This is a genomic window from Pseudomonas sp. Root569 (assembly GCF_001427465.1).
Taxonomy (GTDB): Bacteria; Pseudomonadota; Gammaproteobacteria; order Pseudomonadales; family Pseudomonadaceae; genus Aquipseudomonas; species Aquipseudomonas synxantha.
Map to the genome: position 1 here is coordinate 218467 of NZ_LMGQ01000024.1, position 16703 is coordinate 235169.

Genomic DNA, 16703 nt, shown 5'->3' on the forward strand with positions numbered 1-16703 from the left:
GCTAGGGCAGGACACAAAGAGGAAAGCAGGGTAAGCAGACGCAGTTCACATCTACCGCACGACTTCAAACTCATGGCCCAAGGCCAGGCAGTGGCTCAGCCATTCCCCGAGGAACACATTGAGCTGTGCTTTTTCGTCGGGTTGGTGCATGAACACATTCGGGTAAGGATAGATGCTGCGAAAGCGTCGCGCATGCTCGGCGCTGATCACTTCGGCCATACGCGCATCGTGGTACACCTGCACTTCCAATTGCGGTACCGGCAGCCAAGGCAGGCTGTGCTCCTGGCGCACGCGCAGCGTCGTGGTGTACGGGCAGGTGAGGATGACTTCCAGGGCCAGCACGCCGAGCATCTGGTCGCCATGGGTCACCGCGATACGCCGCGCCTCGGGGGTGTGGCGCATGTCGGGGAGCAGGCGCATCAGCCGCGCATAGTTGGCCTCGCAGGCGGCTTGCAGCCCGATCAGGTCAACTCGGTAACGTTCTCGTGCCTTTACTGCCATAACCCCCTCACTTCCGCGCGATTAAGCGCAAGCCACTGCAGGGCAATGATGCTGGCTGCATTGGAAATCTTGCCGTCGCGCACCGCTTGCAAGGCGTCTTCGAATGCCCAGGCGGTAACGCGGATATCTTCTGCTTCTTCTTCCAGTCCATGGACGCCGCCAGCGCCCGAGCTGTCGCAACGGCCCAGGTACAGGTGGACAAATTCGGTACTGCCGCCGGGCGACGGGAAATACTTGGTGATCGGCCACAGTGCGGAGAATGTCAGCCCAGCTTCCTCCTCGGCCTCGCGGTGTGCAACTTCCTCCGGTTGTTCATCCTTATCAATCAGGCCGGCGACCATCTCCACCAGCCACGGGTTGCCGGCGCGCCCCATGGCGCCGATGCGGAACTGTTCGATCAACACCACCTCATCACGTTGTGGGTCGTAGGGCAGCACGCACACAGCATCATGACGCACGAAGACTTCGCGGTTGATCACCCGGCTCATGCCGCCATCGAACTTCTCGTGGCGCAATTGCACACGATCAAGCTTGTAGAAACCCTGGTAGGCATTGTCGCGCTGAACGATCTCGATCCTGTTCGGCGTGGACTTGGCAATGTCCGTCATATTTTTCCTCAATGTCTGCGTGCAATTCGCGCCATCCTAACGCGCCAATGCCCGTTGATGCAGCCCCTTTCCGGTTGCCGGGACAGGCGGCGGACGTCAAACTCACCCTTATCAGTCTAGTGGCGAACTGACGGCCTCGTCGGCAGTCCAAGCGCTACTCTTTTTCGCTTTCCACCGATTTACGAAGGACACACATGTCGCTTTTAAGAATCGCCTCCGTGGCCTGTATTGCCTTGACCCTGGGTGCCTGCCAAAGCCTGTTCCAACCCGGCCATCTCAAGCCACTGGACACCACCCCCGACAAAACGGAGCAGATCAAGCCCGGCTGCGGCAGCCCTGACTGCCCGCTGGTGAACATCGATACCCTGCACTTCCCGGCCGAGCCACAGCTCGACACCCTGGTAGAGCAACGCCTGCTGCAAATGACCCGCACCACCCCGGGTGCTGCCGTACCGGCCACCTTGAATGCCTATCGTGACAAGTTCCTGCGTGAATCGCCGAACCGCCACAGCATGTATTTGCAGGCCAAGGTACGCGAGCAGCATGACGGACTGGTGATCATTGAAGTGTCCAGCTACCTGGACACCGGCGTCGCCCACGGCGAGCCGGGGCGCGGCTTCATTAATTATTCACGCCTGCTACATAAGGAACTGAACCTGGCCGACATGCTGCTGCCCGGCCAGGAACAGGCGTTCTGGAACACCGCGAAGGTCGCCCACAACACCTGGCTGATCAACTCGCAGATGGATCGCGACCCAGAGTTCGTGAAGAACTGGCCGTTCCAGAAAACCCCGAACGTGGCCCTGACCAGCAGCGGCGTGGTACTCAAGTACAACGTCGCCACCATCGCCCCATACGCCATGGGGCTGATCGAAATGACCATCCCCTATGCGCGCCTCAGCGGTGTGATCAAGCCTGACCTGGTGCCGGCTCGCCACTGAACGCCCGACCCAGGATCAGCTGCAACAGCCCTGCCAGCAACAGTGCCGGCAGGGTTGCGCCAACCTGCGGATACAGGTTGGCCAGCAGATGGTAAGTGGCGATACCTCCCAGCCAGGCCAGCAATGCCGTCCAGCGCAATGCCGTGATGGCGCCAGGGGCACGGCGACGCAGGATGAAGTGATCCACCAGCACTACGCCGAACAACGGCGCGAACACTGAGCCGATCAGCAACAGGAAGTTCTGGTACTGCGCCAAGGGCGCCAGGCAGGCAATCAAGGTGCAGATTACGCCAATGGCCAACGCCAAGTGCTCGACCTTCAAGCGCACCAGCATCCCGCTGGACACCGCCGCCGAGTGAATATCGGCAAAGGCGTTTTCCGATTCATCCAACAGGATCAATAGCAGTGGAATCCCCAGGCCCGCGCCAGCCAGGGCCAGCAGCAACGCATTCACTTCACCGCTCGGCGCAAACGCCAGGGTGTAGGCCACGCCCAGGCTCATCAGCCAGAAATTACCGATGAAGAACCCCAGCGCCGTGCCGCCGAATACGCTTTTTGCGCGCTTGCCGAAGCGCGAGTAATCGGCAATCAGCGGCAACCAGGACAACGGCATGGCGATGGCAATATCGAACCCCACTGCAAACGGCATCGAACCGTCACCGGCCTGGGCCCAGAGGGCAGCTAAGTCAGCCTTGGCGAACAGGTTCCAGGTCAGCCACAGGCAGGCGGCGAGCAACAGCCAGATGCCCCATTTGCGCAGGATCTGCCGCACAAACGCCAGCGGCCCGCTGACCGCCAGCAAGGTCGCCAGGCCACCAAAAAACAGCGTCCACAGCAAGGGGTTCGCCAGCAGGCTACCCTCGCTGAACGCCCGCGTGCCGAGCAAGCTGGCGGCGTCGCGCATCACAATGATCTCAAACGAGCCCCAGCCGATCAGTTGCAGCAGGTTCAGCAGCGCCGGCAGGCTGGCGCCCCGGCTACCGAGGCTAAGTTTGAGCGCAGCCATGGCAGACAGCCCCGTGTCGCTGCCGATCACGCCAACGGCAGCCAGCAGCAGCACGCCGACCAGGGTGCCGAGAAAAATGGCCAGTAACGAACCCGACAGCCCCAGACCCGGCGCCAGCAAAGCGCCGGTTTGCAGGACCATCAGGCCGATGCCGAGGGAGAACCACAGGGAGAACAGGTCGCGGGCGCCGAAGACGCGCTTGTCAGCAGGCACCGCGGTGCCGGGAGAATAAGTACTGGGTTGAAAGCTCAAGGGTGCTATCTCTGAGGGGCATTTGTTATTTGACAGATGGCTATCGGGGGCAAGCCCCCTCCCACATTTGAATTTGTGAACACAGTCAAATGTGGGGGCTTGCTTCCGATGAGGCCCTTACAGGCGCCTGAAATCCCGGATCAGACCTTTTGGTAGAGCTGGCTGCCTTCGCGCTTGAACCGCTCAGCCTGCTCAGCCAAGCCCTTGGCCACGTCCACATCCACCGCCTCAATACGCTGGTTGGCCGCATACTCACGCACTTCGTGAGTCACCTTCATCGAACAGAATTTCGGCCCGCACATCGAGCAGAAATGCGCGACCTTGGCCGATTCTTTCGGCAGCGTTTCGTCGTGGAATGCCCGTGCGGTGTCCGGGTCCAGGCCCAGGTTGAACTGGTCTTCCCAGCGGAACTCGAAGCGCGCCTTGCTCAAGGCGTTATCGCGAATCTGCGCACCCGGATGGCCTTTGGCGAGATCCGCTGCGTGGGCGGCGATCTTGTAGGTGATGATCCCGGTCTTCACGTCATCCTTGTTCGGCAAACCCAGGTGCTCCTTGGGCGTGACGTAGCAGAGCATGGCGCAACCGAACCAGCCGATCATGGCCGCACCGATACCCGAGGTGATGTGGTCATAGCCCGGTGCTATGTCGGTGGTCAGCGGGCCGAGGGTGTAGAACGGCGCCTCGTCGCAGCACTCCAGCTGCTTGTCCATGTTCTCCTTGATCAGTTGCATCGGCACGTGGCCAGGGCCTTCGATCATGGTTTGCACGTCGTGCTTCCAGGCGATCTTGGTCAGCTCGCCCAGGGTTTCCAGTTCGCCGAACTGAGCGGCGTCGTTGGCATCGGCGACCGAGCCCGGGCGCAGGCCGTCGCCCAGGGAGAAGCTGACGTCATAAGCCTTCATGATTTCGCAGATTTCTTCGAAATGCGTGTAGGCGAAGTTTTCCTTGTGGTGGGCCAGGCACCACTTGGCCATGATCGCGCCGCCACGACTGACGATACCGGTAACGCGGTTGGCGGTCAGCGGCACATAGCGCAGCAACACGCCGGCATGGATGGTGAAATAGTCCACACCTTGCTCGGCCTGTTCGATCAGGGTGTCGCGGAACAGCTCCCAGGTCAGGTCCTCGGCAACGCCGTCGACTTTTTCCAGGGCCTGGTAGATCGGCACGGTACCGATCGGCACCGGCGAGTTACGGATGATCCATTCACGGGTTTCATGGATGTGCTTGCCGGTAGACAAGTCCATGATGTTGTCCGAGCCCCAGCGAATGCCCCAGGTCATCTTCGCCACTTCTTCTTCAATGGACGAACCCAGGGCGCTGTTGCCGATGTTGCCGTTGATCTTCACCAGGAAATTACGGCCGATGATCATCGGTTCCAGCTCGGTGTGGTTGATGTTGGCCGGGATGATTGCGCGGCCGCGGGCGATTTCTTCGCGCACGAATTCAGGCGTGATGACTTTTGGAATGCTCGCGCCAAAGCTGTGCCCGGCATGTTGTTGCTTGAGCAGGCCGGCGGCACGGGCTTCTTCGAGCTTCATGTTTTCGCGGATGGCCACAAACTCCATCTCAGGCGTAATGATGCCTTTGCGCGCGTAGTGCATCTGGCTGACGTTAGCGCCGGCCTTGGCACGACGCGGGTTTTGCAGGTGGGCAAAGCGCAGGTAGGCCAGGTCCGGGTTATCCAGGCGTTCCTGGCCGTATTTGGAACTCAGGCAGGAAAGGCGCTCCGTATCGCCCCGCTCCTCGATCCAGGGCGAGCGCACATCAGCCAGGCCCTTGCGCACGTCGATGACAACATTGGGGTCTGTGTAGGGGCCGGAGGTGTCGTAGACCACCACGGGGGCGTTGATTTCGCCACCAAACTCAGTGGGAGTCACATCCAGGCTGATTTCCCGCATGGGTACGCGGATATCGGGGCGCGAGCCCTGTACGTAGATTTTTTGCGAGCGGGTAAACGGCTGCACGGAGCCGGAGTCGACCTTGGCCGATTCACTCAGGTGCACGGTATTTTTTAGTTTTGTCGTCATCACGGGCTCTCCAACTTATCCAGGCGGTGGATTTTTGTCGGAGCGAACCTGTGACGGATGGACGCACTGAAACCAGTGCTGTGCTTGGTACTCGAGGGCCGTTCGATGGTCGAACTACATCCCGGACGAAGCACAAGAGGACTCGCCGGGTGACGAGAAATCTTGTTCCCTACGCAGGCGTTAACCTGATCAGGTTCAACGGGATCCGGTATTTACCGATCTCAGCCTTCCAACAAGGCACCCCGACAAGAACTCGGCCAGTCTAGACCATGGCGCGGGCAAATTGCCAATAGCGGTGCATTCAGCGTGATGAATGGCGTGATCGTGGGATTGTTGTGCCGTGATCCGGCCACTACACTCGGGCACTGCCCAGGACTTGACGCCAGGAATGGCCAGCCTTAGCCTTGAGCGCTAAATTATCGCCGTAATATTTAAACTAGGGATCGCCTCATGCTGCGCAAACTCTCACTGGCTGTTGCCGTGTCTTGTGCGACCAATGGAATGGTCTGGGCAGCTGAAGCGCCCTTGTCCACCAACACCGACCTGGTCAGCGTCTATCAGGAAGCGGCGCACAACAACGCCGACCTGGCCGCTGCCCGCGCCCAATATGGCGCGCAAAAAGAAGTAGTGCCCCAGGCTCGTGCCGGCTTGCTGCCAAACCTGTCGGCCGGTGCCGACAGCAATAACGTGCGCACCCAGATCGATCAGCCGGCCGCCACGGCCAACCGCGACGCCCACTCCTGGCGCGCCACACTGAGCCAGCCGCTGTTCCGCGCCGATCGCTGGTTCCAACTGCAAGCCGCCGAAGCCGTCAACGAACAAGCCTCGCTGCAACTGTCGGCCACCGAGCAGAACCTGATCCTGCAAAGCGCCGAGAGCTACTTCGCCGTGCTGCGCGCCCAGGACAACCTGGCCTCGACCAAGGCCGAAGAAAATGCCTTCAAGCGCCAGCTCGACCAGTCCAACGAACGTTTTGACGTGGGCCTGTCGGACAAGACCGATGTACTGCAATCCCAGGCCAGCTATGACACGGCCCGGGCCAACCGCATCGTTGCCCAGCGCCAGGTAGATGACGCCTTCCAAGCGCTGATCACCCTGACCAATCGCCAATACAATTCTATCCAGGGCATCGTCCACACCCTGCCCGTGCTGCCGCCGGCACCGAACGACGCCAAAGCCTGGGTCGAAACGGCCGGTCGCCAGAACCTCAACCTGCTGGCCAGCAACTACGCGGTGACCGCCGCCGAAGAAACCCTGCGCCAACGCAAGGCCGGGCACTTGCCGACGCTCGATGCCGTCGCGCAATACGAAAAAGGCGACAACGACGCCCTGGGTTTCAGCAACCCGAATCAGTTGCCCATCCCGTACGGCGGTGATGTCTCCCAACGCACAATTGGGCTGCGTTTGAACATCCCGATCTACAGCGGCGGGCTTACCAGCTCGCAAGTGCGCGAATCCTATTCACGCCTGGACCAGACCGAGCAACAACGCGAGGGCCTGCGCCGCCAGGTGGTGGAAAACACCCGCAACCTGCACCGTGCTGTGAACACCGATGTAGAACAGGTACAAGCACGCCGCCAGTCGATCATCTCCAACCAGAGCGCGGTGGAAGCCACGGAAATCGGCTATCAGGTGGGCACGCGCAATATCGTTGACGTGCTGGATGCACAGCGCCAGCTGTACTCCTCGGTGCGCAACTACAACAACAGCCGCTACGACTACATCCTCGACAACCTGCGCTTGAAACAAGCGGCGGGCACCCTGAACCCGGGGGACTTGCAAGACCTGGCGCGCTACCTCAAGGCCGACTACAACCCGGACAAGGACTTCCTGCCACCGGATTTGGCCAAAGCCGCCGCCGAGCAGCTCAAGGCCCGTCCGGGTTATTGATCACACTGCAAAACCAAAGTGGGAGGGGGCTTGCTTCCTCCCACATTTGATGGGTGTTGGGTCAGTAAGCGATCAATCTTTCCAAACCGTCCAAAAGGCGTTTTAACGCCCCCTGGTTGGCCTGCATCACTTTCAACCCCGCCTGCGCCATCCTGTGCGCATCCTGCGGCAGTTCGAACAGTTGCCTCACGGCTTCGGCCAAACCTTCTGCGTCATCCACCTCGCGCAACGCCCCGGCGTCGCGCATCATCGCGGTGATGTCGAGGAAGTTGAATACATGGGGCCCCATGATCACCGGCTTACCCAAAGCCGCCGGCTCCAGCGGATTGTGCCCCCCCGTCGGCACCAGGCTACCGCCGACAAAGGCACTGTCGGCCAAGGCGTAGAGGAACAGTAATTCGCCCATGGTGTCGCCAAGCAAAATCGAGGTATGCGCGCTGACCGGCTCGCCACTGGAGCGGCGCACCGTGGCATAGCCCTGCTGCACGCAACGCTCAAACACCGGGCTAAAGCGTTCCTGGTGACGCGGTACCAGAATCAGCAACGCATTGGGGTAGCTGGCGAGCAATTGGCGATGCGCCGCAAGCACCACTTCATCTTCGCCTTCGTGGGTACTGGCCGCGATCCACACAGGCCGTTCACTGGCGCCCCATTGTTCACGCAACGCGGCGGCGCGTTCCGGCAATTGCGGATCGATGCTCAGGTCGAATTTGATCGAGCCGGTAACCTCCACGGTTTCAGGACGCGCACCAAGACTGCGAAATCGCTCGGCCTCGGTTTCAGTCTGCACAGCGAACAGGCTCATTTGCGAGAGCATCGGCGCAGTCAGCTTGGCGAAACGCGCATACCCCTTGGCCGAACGCGCCGACAATCGCGCATTGGCCAGCGCCACCGGGATACCGCGCTGGGCGCAGGCATGGATATGGTTAGGCCAAAGCTCCGTTTCCATAATCACCGCCAGCTTGGGCTGCACGCGATCAAGAAATCGCTTGGCGGCGCAAGGCAAGTCGTAAGGCAAGTAGCAGTGCTGGATGCGCGGCTCATTGGCGAACAGTGCCTGGATCCGCTCGGAACCGGTGGGCGTCATGCAGGTGACGGTGATCGGCAGCTGTGGATAACGCTCCAACAAACCACGAACCATCGGCGCGGCGGCAATGCTTTCGCCCACCGACACGGCATGCACCCAGATCCCGCCGGGACGCATCGCCGGCAAGCCATAGGAAAACCGTTCGCCCACACGCTTGGCATAGGCCGGCGCCTTGCGCGCACGCAACCACAAACGCAAGGCCACCAACGGCAGCGCCAGGTAAAACAGACAGCTATAGAGAGTTCTATTCATGGCGGCGGAGTTTATCGGCTTTTTCAGTCGATCGCCTGTAAGCACTCGGCAAAACGTTTGGCGAGGAAGCGGGCGGCGGGCCCCAGATGTTCATCGCGGCGCCACACCAACTCGACCACCAGCGCCGGCGGCGTCCATTCGCTGGCCAACTCGACCATCTGTTGTTGATAGGTTGGGTATTGCACGATATGCCGAGGCAGCCAGGCCCAGCCCAGGCCACTCATCAGCCATTCGGCGAGTACGTAGAAGCTGTCGGCGCGCCACACCAGCGGGCTGGCCGCCTCGCTGCCAGGGTAGACGCTAGTCTGGGTCGACATCAGCAACTGCCGAAACTGAGCCAAATGCTGGCACGTCACGTACTTTTCCTTGGCCAGCGGGTGATTGACACCGCACACCGTGACCATTTCCACACTGCCTACCACCCGTCGCTCCAGGGTCTCGGGGATCTGATCGTGATAGAACAACAGCCCCAGGTCCGCCTTGCGCTCCACCAGCTTGCGCGCCACGTCGCCCTGGGCGGCGCTGGACAGCTGCACTTCCAGCAGCGGGTAGTGCACCGCCAGCGCCTCGAGGCTGTCGAGCACCGGCTGGAACAACATCGCCTCATCCTGGGCCAGCCGCAGGCAGGCTTCCTCGCCGCGGGTCAAGGACAGCGCCCGGCCGTTGAGCCGCTCACATTGGCGCAGCACTTCACGGGCTTCCTCCAGTAATACGGCGCCGGCCTCGGTCAAACTCGGCTGACGGCCGCTGCTACGTTCAAACAGGCTCACGCCCAAGTCCGCTTCCAGCAGCGCAATACCATTGCTGATTGCCGATTGGGCCTTGCGCTGATCGCGGGCGACGGCCGAAAACGAACGCCGCTCAGCGACGCTGACGAACAGGCGCATCTGTTCCAGGTTCCACTGCACGCTCATGGCTCAACCTATCTCCAATCCAGATAGGTAATGACTTTACCGCATCTGGCAAACAACTAGAATGCCGACCACTGCAGGAGCGAGCTTGCTCGCGAAAAACGCACAGGCGCCGCGTTTATTCAGGAAGCCCGCGTAATCGTTGACGTTTTTCGCGAGCAAGCTCGCTCCTACAGATTTTGAAACTACCGAGGATTTCCCCATGAATGCCGCCTACGTTTACCTGGCCATTGCCATTTGCTCGGAAGTGGTTGCGACCGTCTCCATGAAAGCCGTCAAGGGCTTGAGCACACCGATCCCGTTGTTGTTGATGATTGTGGGCTATGGCGTCGCATTCTGGATGCTCACCCTGGTGGTGCGCACCGTGCCAGTGGGCATAGCCTATGCGGTCTGGGCAGGGCTGGGGATTGTGATGGTCAGCGTCGCAGCGTTGTTCATCTATGGGCAGAAGCTGGATGTCCCGGCGATGCTGGGCATGGGCCTGATTGTGCTGGGCGTGGTGGTGATTCAGCTGTTCTCGAAAACCGTGGGGCACTGACCACCACTCAACAGCCTGTATACTGCGCCTCTTGTCTTGAACACTGAGGTCGCCGATGCCATCCGTTATTTCCACCGACGTTCTGATTGTCGGCGCCGGGGTTGCCGGCCTCTGGCTCAACGCACGCCTGCGCCGCCAGGGGTTTTCCACGGTAGTGGTGGAAAGCGCCACCCTGGGTGGCGGGCAAAGCGTGAAGTCCCAGGGCATCATCCACGGCGGCGCGAAATATGCCTTGCACGGCGCCCTCACCGGCGCCTCCGAAGCCATTGCCGACATGCCGCGCCGCTGGCGTGAAGCCCTGGCGGGTGACGGTGAGCTGGACCTGTCCGGCGTACGCGTACTGTCCCAAGCCCATTACCTGTGGTCACCGGGCACCCTCGCCGGCAACCTCACCAGTTTCTTCGCCAGCAAGGCCGTGCGCGGCCGCGTCGATCAGGTCAAGGGCGACGAGTTGCCCGCAGCCCTGCAAGACCGCCGTTTCAAGGGCAAGGTCTATCGCCTGGCGGAATTGGTGGTCGACGTGCCAAGTCTGATTGAACGCCTGGCGCAACTGGCGGGTGACGGCTTGCTTGCCGGCCAGCACATCGAGCCCCTGCTCGAAGACGGCACCCTGGTGGGTTTGAAAGTCGACGGCCGCGAGATCCGTGCCCAGCGCATCGTATTGAGTGCCGGCGGCGGTACCGCCGATGTGCTCACGGCCCTGGGTCTGAGCCAGCCGGCCATGCAAAAACGCCCGCTGCATATGATCATCGCCAAAGGTCCGGGCCTCAAACCCCTGTATGCCCATTGCCTGGGCGGCGGCACCAAGCCGCGCATCACCGTGACCACCCACCCGGCTGCCGACGGCAACTGGGTGTGGTACATGGGCGGCGATATCGCCGAGGCTGATGGCGTGGCACGCACACCAGAAGAACAGATCGCCACCGCACAGAAAGAGCTGGCGCAATTGCTGCCCTGGATCGACATGAGCCAAACCCGGTGGGCAACCCTGCGGGTGGATCGCGCCGAACCGCTGCAATCTGGGCTGACCCGCCCCGATAACGCCTTCCTCGCCGAAGACGGCCGCCTGCTGGTTGGTTGGCCGACCAAGCTGGCCCTGGCGCCGGACTTCGCCGACCGGGTCCTGCACGCCCTGGAGCGCGACGGCATCCGCCCTGGCGCGGGCGAGGCGCTGCCCGACCTGCCAAAACCGACTATCGGCCAACCTGCCTGGGAGCAACTGTTGCCATGAGCCTGCTAACCCTGCACGACTTTCATCGACCCTTGGGCAACACCGGCCTGCGGGTGTCGCCACTGGGCCTGGGTACCGTCAAGCTGGGCCGCGACCAGGGGGTGAAATACCCCAGCGGCTTTCAGATCCCCAGCGACGAAGCGGCACGCAGGCTACTGCTCCTGGCCCGCTCGCTGGGCATCAACCTGATCGACACCGCACCGGCCTACGGCATGAGCGAAGAGCGCCTGGGCCCGTTATTGCGCGGGCAACGCAAGGACTGGGTAATCGTCAGCAAGGTCGGCGAAGAGTTTGCCAATGGCGTGTCCCGGCACGATTTCAGCGCGGACCATACGCGGATGTCGATTGAACGCAGCCTGAAACGCCTTGAAACGGATTTTATCGACCTGGTGCTGGTGCATTCCGATGGCAACGACTTGCATATCCTCAACGATTGCGAGGTTTACCAGACCCTGGCAGAGCTGAAAAAAGACGGCAAGATTCGCGCTTTCGGTTTTTCCGGCAAGACCGTCGAAGGCGGCATAAAAGCGTTGGAACAGGGTGATTGCGCGATGGTGACCTACAACCTCAATGAGCAGGCCGAAAAAGCCGTGATCGATTATGCAGCAGCCCATGGCAAAGGCATCCTGGTGAAAAAGGCCCTGGCCAGCGGCCACGTGTGCCTGGAGCCAGGAATGGATCCAATTGATGCCAGTTTCAAGCTGTTGTTTGCGCAAACGGGCGTCGCCAGTGCTATTGTCGGGACCATTAATCCGCTGCACCTGGCCCATAATGCGGCAACCGCTGCCCGGGTCATCCGTCAACTCTGATGCCGCCGACGCGGCCGACCCCGTCGCAAGAAGGAGCCGACATGCCGCGAACGCTGATTCGAAAAAACCCGAGTAACTTCAAGACACTGCCGCTGCACGTCGAAGCCACCCCCGAGGGCCTGAGCTACCAGAGCGTCGGCATGCCGCTCAACTTTGCCCAGACCCTGCAACGGCGCAAGCCGGTAGAGGTTCCGGACGCCGAGCGCTTCGCCCTCGAACTGGCGAACCTCGGCGTTTCGGTACGCCTGACCCTGCATTGGCAGAACAAGGATTACTGGGTATTGGTGCGCCAACGCCGCCAGGACCGCGGCGACGTGGTGCTCAAGTTGATCTCCGGCTACGTCCCGGCCCATGAACTGAACCTGCCACTGCACACCGCCATCCAGGAAATTGCCGAGGAATGCTTGCTCGAAACCCCGGAAGGCTGGCTCGGCGGGCGTTTCAACGACACTTGGCTGCCGGCGCCCTACTCCGCCGCCCTGCATTACCGCGAAGCCCTGCCGTTTCGCCTGAGCCCCTTGTCCGGCGCCGCTCGCCCGGTACGCTGCGCCACCACTCAATTGATCGAGCGCCCGCGGGCCTACGTGCACCTGCCGACGGCGTCACTGCAGTTGATTTATGACCTGCGCCTGGAAGTGCCGAAGGAAGCCAAGTCCCTCAGCTTGTTCCATGTGGATGAACGCCTCGAAGGCGACCAACTGGTGGCGCGCCTGGACCGCCAGCGCCCGGACCTGTACCTGATGCCATTGAAAGACGGCGAGCCGCTCGCCGAGCTGTACACCGTAAAGAAAGACCAGCTGTACCCGGCCAGCACACGCGGTTTATACCTGGCGGAAAGCTTCGCCCGGCAGGAAGGCTGGCTGGTGCGCGATGAGCGGATTCGCTGGAAGGATTGGCTAAGGCAGCAGGGCCTGGCAGAACCGGAAAAGGACTCGAAACTCAAGCGTCTGACCGGCAAGGCGCGGCAGATGCTGCGCAAGATCGTGCCGAAGAAGAGCTAAGGGCGAGCAGGCTCGCCCCGGGCGTCACGGGTGTTACTCGTTGTTGCGGATCTTTTCGACGATAGCAGTGGTAGAGCTGTTTTCAACCAGCCCCAGCACTTTGACCGTGCCGCCATAGGCACTCACGATATCCGCACCGACCACCTTATCGACGGTATAGTCACCGCCCTTGACCAGCACGTCGGGCTTGACCTGGGCCAGCAGGTTCTCCGGGGTATCTTCGGAGAAGCTGATTACCCAGTCCACCGCGCCCAACCCCGCCAGCACCGCCATGCGTCGGTCGACACTGTTGATCGGACGGCCCGGGCCTTTCAGTCGGCTGACCGACGCATCGTCGTTGACCGCGACGATCAGGCGATCGCCTTGGGCACTCGCCTGCTCCAGGTAAGTCACATGCCCGGCGTGCAGGATGTCAAAGCAGCCGTTGGTGAAGACTATGCTCTCGTTGTGGGCGCGGGCATCGTCAATCGCCAGCAGCAATTGCTCCAGGCCCAGCACGCCGCGCTCCGAGCCTTCGGAGCGTTGGATCGCACGGCGCAATTCCGGCGCGCTGATGGCGGCGGTACCCAGCTTGCCCACCACAATACCCGCCGCCAGGTTGGCCAAGGCCACGGCGTGGGGCAACTCTTCACCGGCCGCGATAGACGCCGCCAGGGTGGAAATCACGGTGTCACCGGCACCGGTAACGTCGAACACTTCACGGGCCCGCGCCGGCAGGTGCATGGCCGGATGGTCAGGTCGCAGCAGGGTCATGCCGTGCTCGCCACGGGTCACCAGCAAGGCGCCCAGGTCGAGTTCAGCCATCAGAGCGGCGCCCTTGCTCACCAACTCGTGCTCATCAACGCAGCCGCCGACGATGGTCTCGAACTCGCTGAGGTTTGGCGTCAGCAGGCTCGCGCCTCGATAAATCGAGAAGTCCTTGCCCTTGGGGTCGGCCAGCACCGGAATGTTGCGGGCCTTGGCGGCCTGGATCAACACCTGGTGATTCTGCAAGGCGCCTTTGCCGTAGTCGGACAACACCAGCACCTTGACACCTTCGAGCCACGCATCGACCTGGTCGCTGAGGGCCAGGGCATTGGTGGCGAAGGGTTCTTCGAAATCGATACGCAGCAATTGCTGGTGACGGCTCATGACCCGCAGCTTGACGATAGTCGGCTGATGGGCGATGCGCTGGAACAGCGCACGCACGCCGGCACCCTGCAAGCTGTTGGCCAGGCTGTCGGCAGCTTCGTCGTCACCGGTCACCCCCACCAGGGAGGCCGGGGCGCCGAGGGCGGCAATATTGAGGGCGACGTTGGCAGCGCCACCTGGGCGGTCTTCGATTTGCTCGACCTTGACTACCGGTACCGGTGCCTCAGGGGAAATCCGTGAGGTACCGCCATGCCAGTAACGGTCGAGCATGACATCGCCGACCACCAAGACAGCGGCTTGATTGAATCGCGGCATGGACAACTTCATGGAGCAACCCACATACAAAATGAACAGGGGCGCGATATTAGCACAGGGTTTGCGGTCGCTTGCGCCCACTGCTGGCCAAATGTGGGAGGGGGCAACCCTCTGTAGGAGCGAGCTTGCTCGCGAAAAACTCACAGGCGCCGCGTTTATTCAGGAAGCACGCGTAATCGTTGACGTTTTTCGCGAGCAAGCTCGCTCCTACAAAAAAACCTTCGGACAAGCCCCTCCCACATTCGAGCCGTGACGCCTGTTGATCAGGTGATGTCAGCCGCTACCGGCGCATCCAGCCCCATGGCATGCAGGCGAGCGTAATAACCGTTCTGCGCCAGCAACTCGCCGTGGGTGCCGCGTTCGACAATTCGGCCGTCGTCCATCACCAGGATCAGGTCAGCCTTCTCGATGGTCGACAAGCGGTGTGCGATCACCAGGGTCGTGCGGCCTTGCATGACCTTGTCCAGTGCCGCCTGGATATGCCGCTCGGACTCGGTGTCGAGGGCCGAGGTGGCTTCGTCGAGAATCAGCAGCGGCGCATTCTTGAGCAAGGCCCGGGCAATTGCCAGGCGCTGGCGCTGGCCGCCGGACAACAGCACGCCGTTCTCGCCAACCTGGGTATCGAAGCCCTTGGGTAACTGGTCGATGAAGTCCTTGGCGTTGGCATCCGCCGCCGCCGCTTCAACGTCGGCGCGAGGTGCACCGGCCAGATCGCCGTAGGCGATGTTGTTGGTGACGGTGTCGCTGAACAGGGTCACGTGCTGGGTGACCTGGGCAATGTGCTTGCGCAGGTTGAGCAGCTTGTAGTCTTCGATCTCTACGCCGTCGAGCAGGATTTCGCCGCTTTCATGGTGGTAGAAACGCGGGATCAGGCTGGCCAGGGTTGATTTGCCGCTGCCCGAACGTCCCACCAGGGCGATCATCTGCCCAGGCTCGGCGGTGAAGCTGATGTCCTTGAGCACATGGCGTTCGGTGCCAGGGTAGGTGAAGTTCAGATTGCGCACTTCCAGGCGACCGCTGACCTTGTCACGCTCGATGGTGCCGTGGTCGACCTCAACGTCTTCGTCCAGTTGTTCGAAAATGCTTTCGGCGCCCGCCACACCTTTCTGGATGGTCGAGCTGACCTCCGACAGTTGGCGGATCGGCTTGGGCAACAAACCGGCCAGGGTGATGTAGGCCACCATGTCACCGGCAGAGGCGTCGCCACGCAGGTACAGGACCAGGAACATCAGCACAGCCATGGCGGAGTAGATCACCAACTGCAGCGCCGGGGTGTAGATCGCCCCGGTGCGGGTCATGCGCAATTGCTTGTTGGTGTTGCTCTGGCTGGCCTTGAGGAAGCGCTTCTCTTCATAGACTTCACCACCGAAGCTGCGCACCACGCGATAGCCCTGGATGGTCTCCGAGGCCACGTGGGTGACGTCGCCCATGGCCACCTGGATCTTCTTGCTCTGCTTGCGGAATTTCTTGCTGGCGGTGCTGACCATCACGGCAATCAACGGCAGGATCGCGATCATCACCAGCGTAAGGCGCCAGTTCATGTACAGCAGGGAGGCGAACAGGAAGATCACCGTCATGCCTTCGCGGATTACCACCTTGATGGCGTCGGTCGCCGCCCCCGTGACCATGGTCACGTTGAAGGTGATGCGGGAAATCAGATGCCCGGAGTTGTGGTTATCGAAATAACGGTTGGGCAGCGTCAGCAAGTTGTTGAACAACTGCACCCGCAGGTCGTGGACCAGGCCCAGGGAAACCTTGGCCAGCAGATAGTTGCCCAGGAACGAACCCAGGCCCTGCCAGGCCGCGATCAGGATGATCAGCAGCGGTACAGCCTGTAGCAATTGCAGGTCGCGCAGGAATGGCACGGTCGGGAACAGCACGGCTTCCGGGTTGGAGAGGCCGTCGACAAAGTACTTGAGGATGTAACCCAGCATCGGCTGGGTCGACGCGAAAATCAGAAATCCGAGGATACTCAAGGCGAACAAGCCCATATAGGGCTTAACGTAACTGAGCAGACGGAAGTATATTTTCAAGCTCGAAGGGCTTGCGCTCGGACTGGAGTCGGTCATATCACGCGGCGTTTTGAAAAAGGAGGCTGACTTTAGCACAGCTTCTCTGTTGTACTTGCACCCGGTGTAACCCGCGGCCCGGTTGGATCCGACCGGCGACATTACATGGCCACTAGCTTAAGATGGTTGGC

14 protein-coding genes and 1 riboswitch are annotated in these 16703 nt (G+C 61.3%); of the genes, 6 read left to right on the forward strand and 8 right to left on the reverse strand.

The window, feature by feature from the left end:
* Nucleotides 1-51: 51 nt before the first annotated feature.
* Both ASD70_RS18530 and ASD70_RS18535 read right to left on the reverse strand, forming a co-directional pair.
* Nucleotides 52-501: a DUF1249 domain-containing protein gene (locus tag ASD70_RS18530; protein WP_043047907.1), complete on the reverse strand. Its 450-nt coding sequence runs from the start codon at nt 499-501 to the stop codon at nt 52-54.
* A complete protein-coding gene (locus ASD70_RS18535; protein WP_046070627.1) occupies nt 492-1109 on the reverse strand; it encodes an NUDIX domain-containing protein in 618 nt (205 codons plus the stop codon). Before ASD70_RS18535 ends, ASD70_RS18530 begins: the two co-directional genes overlap by 10 nt.
* Nucleotides 1110-1303: 194 nt before the next feature.
* On the opposite strand from ASD70_RS18535, the gene ASD70_RS18540 reads away from it, so the two are divergent.
* Nucleotides 1304-2050: an RsiV family protein gene (locus ASD70_RS18540; RefSeq protein WP_056847112.1), complete on the forward strand. Its 747-nt coding sequence runs from the start codon at nt 1304-1306 to the stop codon at nt 2048-2050.
* Here ASD70_RS18540 and cytX read toward each other — a convergent pair.
* The gene (gene cytX, locus ASD70_RS18545) at nt 2019-3308 is read right to left on the reverse strand and encodes a putative hydroxymethylpyrimidine transporter CytX (RefSeq protein ID WP_056847113.1); all 1290 of its coding nucleotides are present in this window, start codon (nt 3306-3308) and stop codon (nt 2019-2021) included. The two genes, ASD70_RS18540 and cytX, sit on opposite strands and share 32 nt — an antisense overlap.
* A 140-nt stretch (nt 3309-3448) precedes the next feature.
* Nucleotides 3449-5338: a phosphomethylpyrimidine synthase ThiC gene (thiC, locus tag ASD70_RS18550; protein ID WP_056847114.1), complete on the reverse strand. Its 1890-nt coding sequence runs from the start codon at nt 5336-5338 to the stop codon at nt 3449-3451.
* Between the two features lie 149 nt (nt 5339-5487).
* A riboswitch (TPP riboswitch) is annotated at nt 5488-5593 on the reverse strand.
* 195 nt (nt 5594-5788) lie between these two features.
* On the opposite strand from thiC, the gene ASD70_RS18555 reads away from it, so the two are divergent.
* A complete protein-coding gene (locus ASD70_RS18555; RefSeq protein ID WP_046070623.1) occupies nt 5789-7228 on the forward strand; it encodes a TolC family outer membrane protein in 1440 nt (479 codons plus the stop codon).
* A 61-nt stretch (nt 7229-7289) separates the two neighbouring features.
* On the opposite strand, the gene waaA is transcribed toward ASD70_RS18555, so the two are convergent.
* Complete coding sequence (gene waaA, locus ASD70_RS18560) at nt 7290-8567, reverse strand: lipid IV(A) 3-deoxy-D-manno-octulosonic acid transferase (RefSeq protein ID WP_056847115.1); 1278 nt, start codon at nt 8565-8567, stop codon at nt 7290-7292.
* Nucleotides 8568-8590: 23 nt separating this feature from the next.
* Complete coding sequence (locus ASD70_RS18565) at nt 8591-9481, reverse strand: LysR family transcriptional regulator (protein WP_056847116.1); 891 nt, start codon at nt 9479-9481, stop codon at nt 8591-8593.
* 199 nt (nt 9482-9680) lie between these two features.
* On the opposite strand from ASD70_RS18565, the gene ASD70_RS18570 reads away from it, so the two are divergent.
* From ASD70_RS18570 to ASD70_RS18585, 4 genes are read left to right on the forward strand one after another with little or no spacing between them, the layout of a single operon-like run.
* On the forward strand, nt 9681-10016 hold the full coding sequence (locus ASD70_RS18570; protein WP_043047919.1) for a DMT family transporter: 336 nt from the start codon (nt 9681-9683) through the stop codon (nt 10014-10016).
* A 55-nt stretch (nt 10017-10071) separates the two neighbouring features.
* Entirely contained in the window at nt 10072-11247 is a 1176-nt protein-coding gene (locus ASD70_RS18575; protein ID WP_056847117.1) for an NAD(P)/FAD-dependent oxidoreductase, read from the forward strand.
* Nucleotides 11244-12056 carry an aldo/keto reductase gene (locus ASD70_RS18580; protein WP_056847118.1) on the forward strand — a complete coding sequence of 271 codons (813 nt, stop codon included), beginning with the start codon at nt 11244-11246 and terminating at the stop codon, nt 12054-12056. Before ASD70_RS18575 ends, ASD70_RS18580 begins: the two co-directional genes overlap by 4 nt.
* A gap of 41 nt (nt 12057-12097) precedes the next feature.
* Nucleotides 12098-13057, forward strand: a complete 960-nt coding sequence (locus ASD70_RS18585; RefSeq protein WP_043047922.1) for a hypothetical protein — start codon at nt 12098-12100, stop codon at nt 13055-13057.
* Between the two features lie 33 nt (nt 13058-13090).
* Here the strand turns inward: ASD70_RS18585 and hldE are convergent, their stop codons facing one another.
* Together hldE and msbA are read right to left on the reverse strand one after the other, a co-directional pair.
* Complete coding sequence (hldE, locus tag ASD70_RS18590) at nt 13091-14515, reverse strand: bifunctional D-glycero-beta-D-manno-heptose-7-phosphate kinase/D-glycero-beta-D-manno-heptose 1-phosphate adenylyltransferase HldE (RefSeq protein WP_046070617.1); 1425 nt, start codon at nt 14513-14515, stop codon at nt 13091-13093.
* Nucleotides 14516-14766: 251 nt separating this feature from the next.
* A complete protein-coding gene (msbA, locus tag ASD70_RS18600; RefSeq protein ID WP_043047927.1) occupies nt 14767-16572 on the reverse strand; it encodes a lipid A export permease/ATP-binding protein MsbA in 1806 nt (601 codons plus the stop codon).
* Nucleotides 16573-16703: the final 131 nt, after the last annotated feature.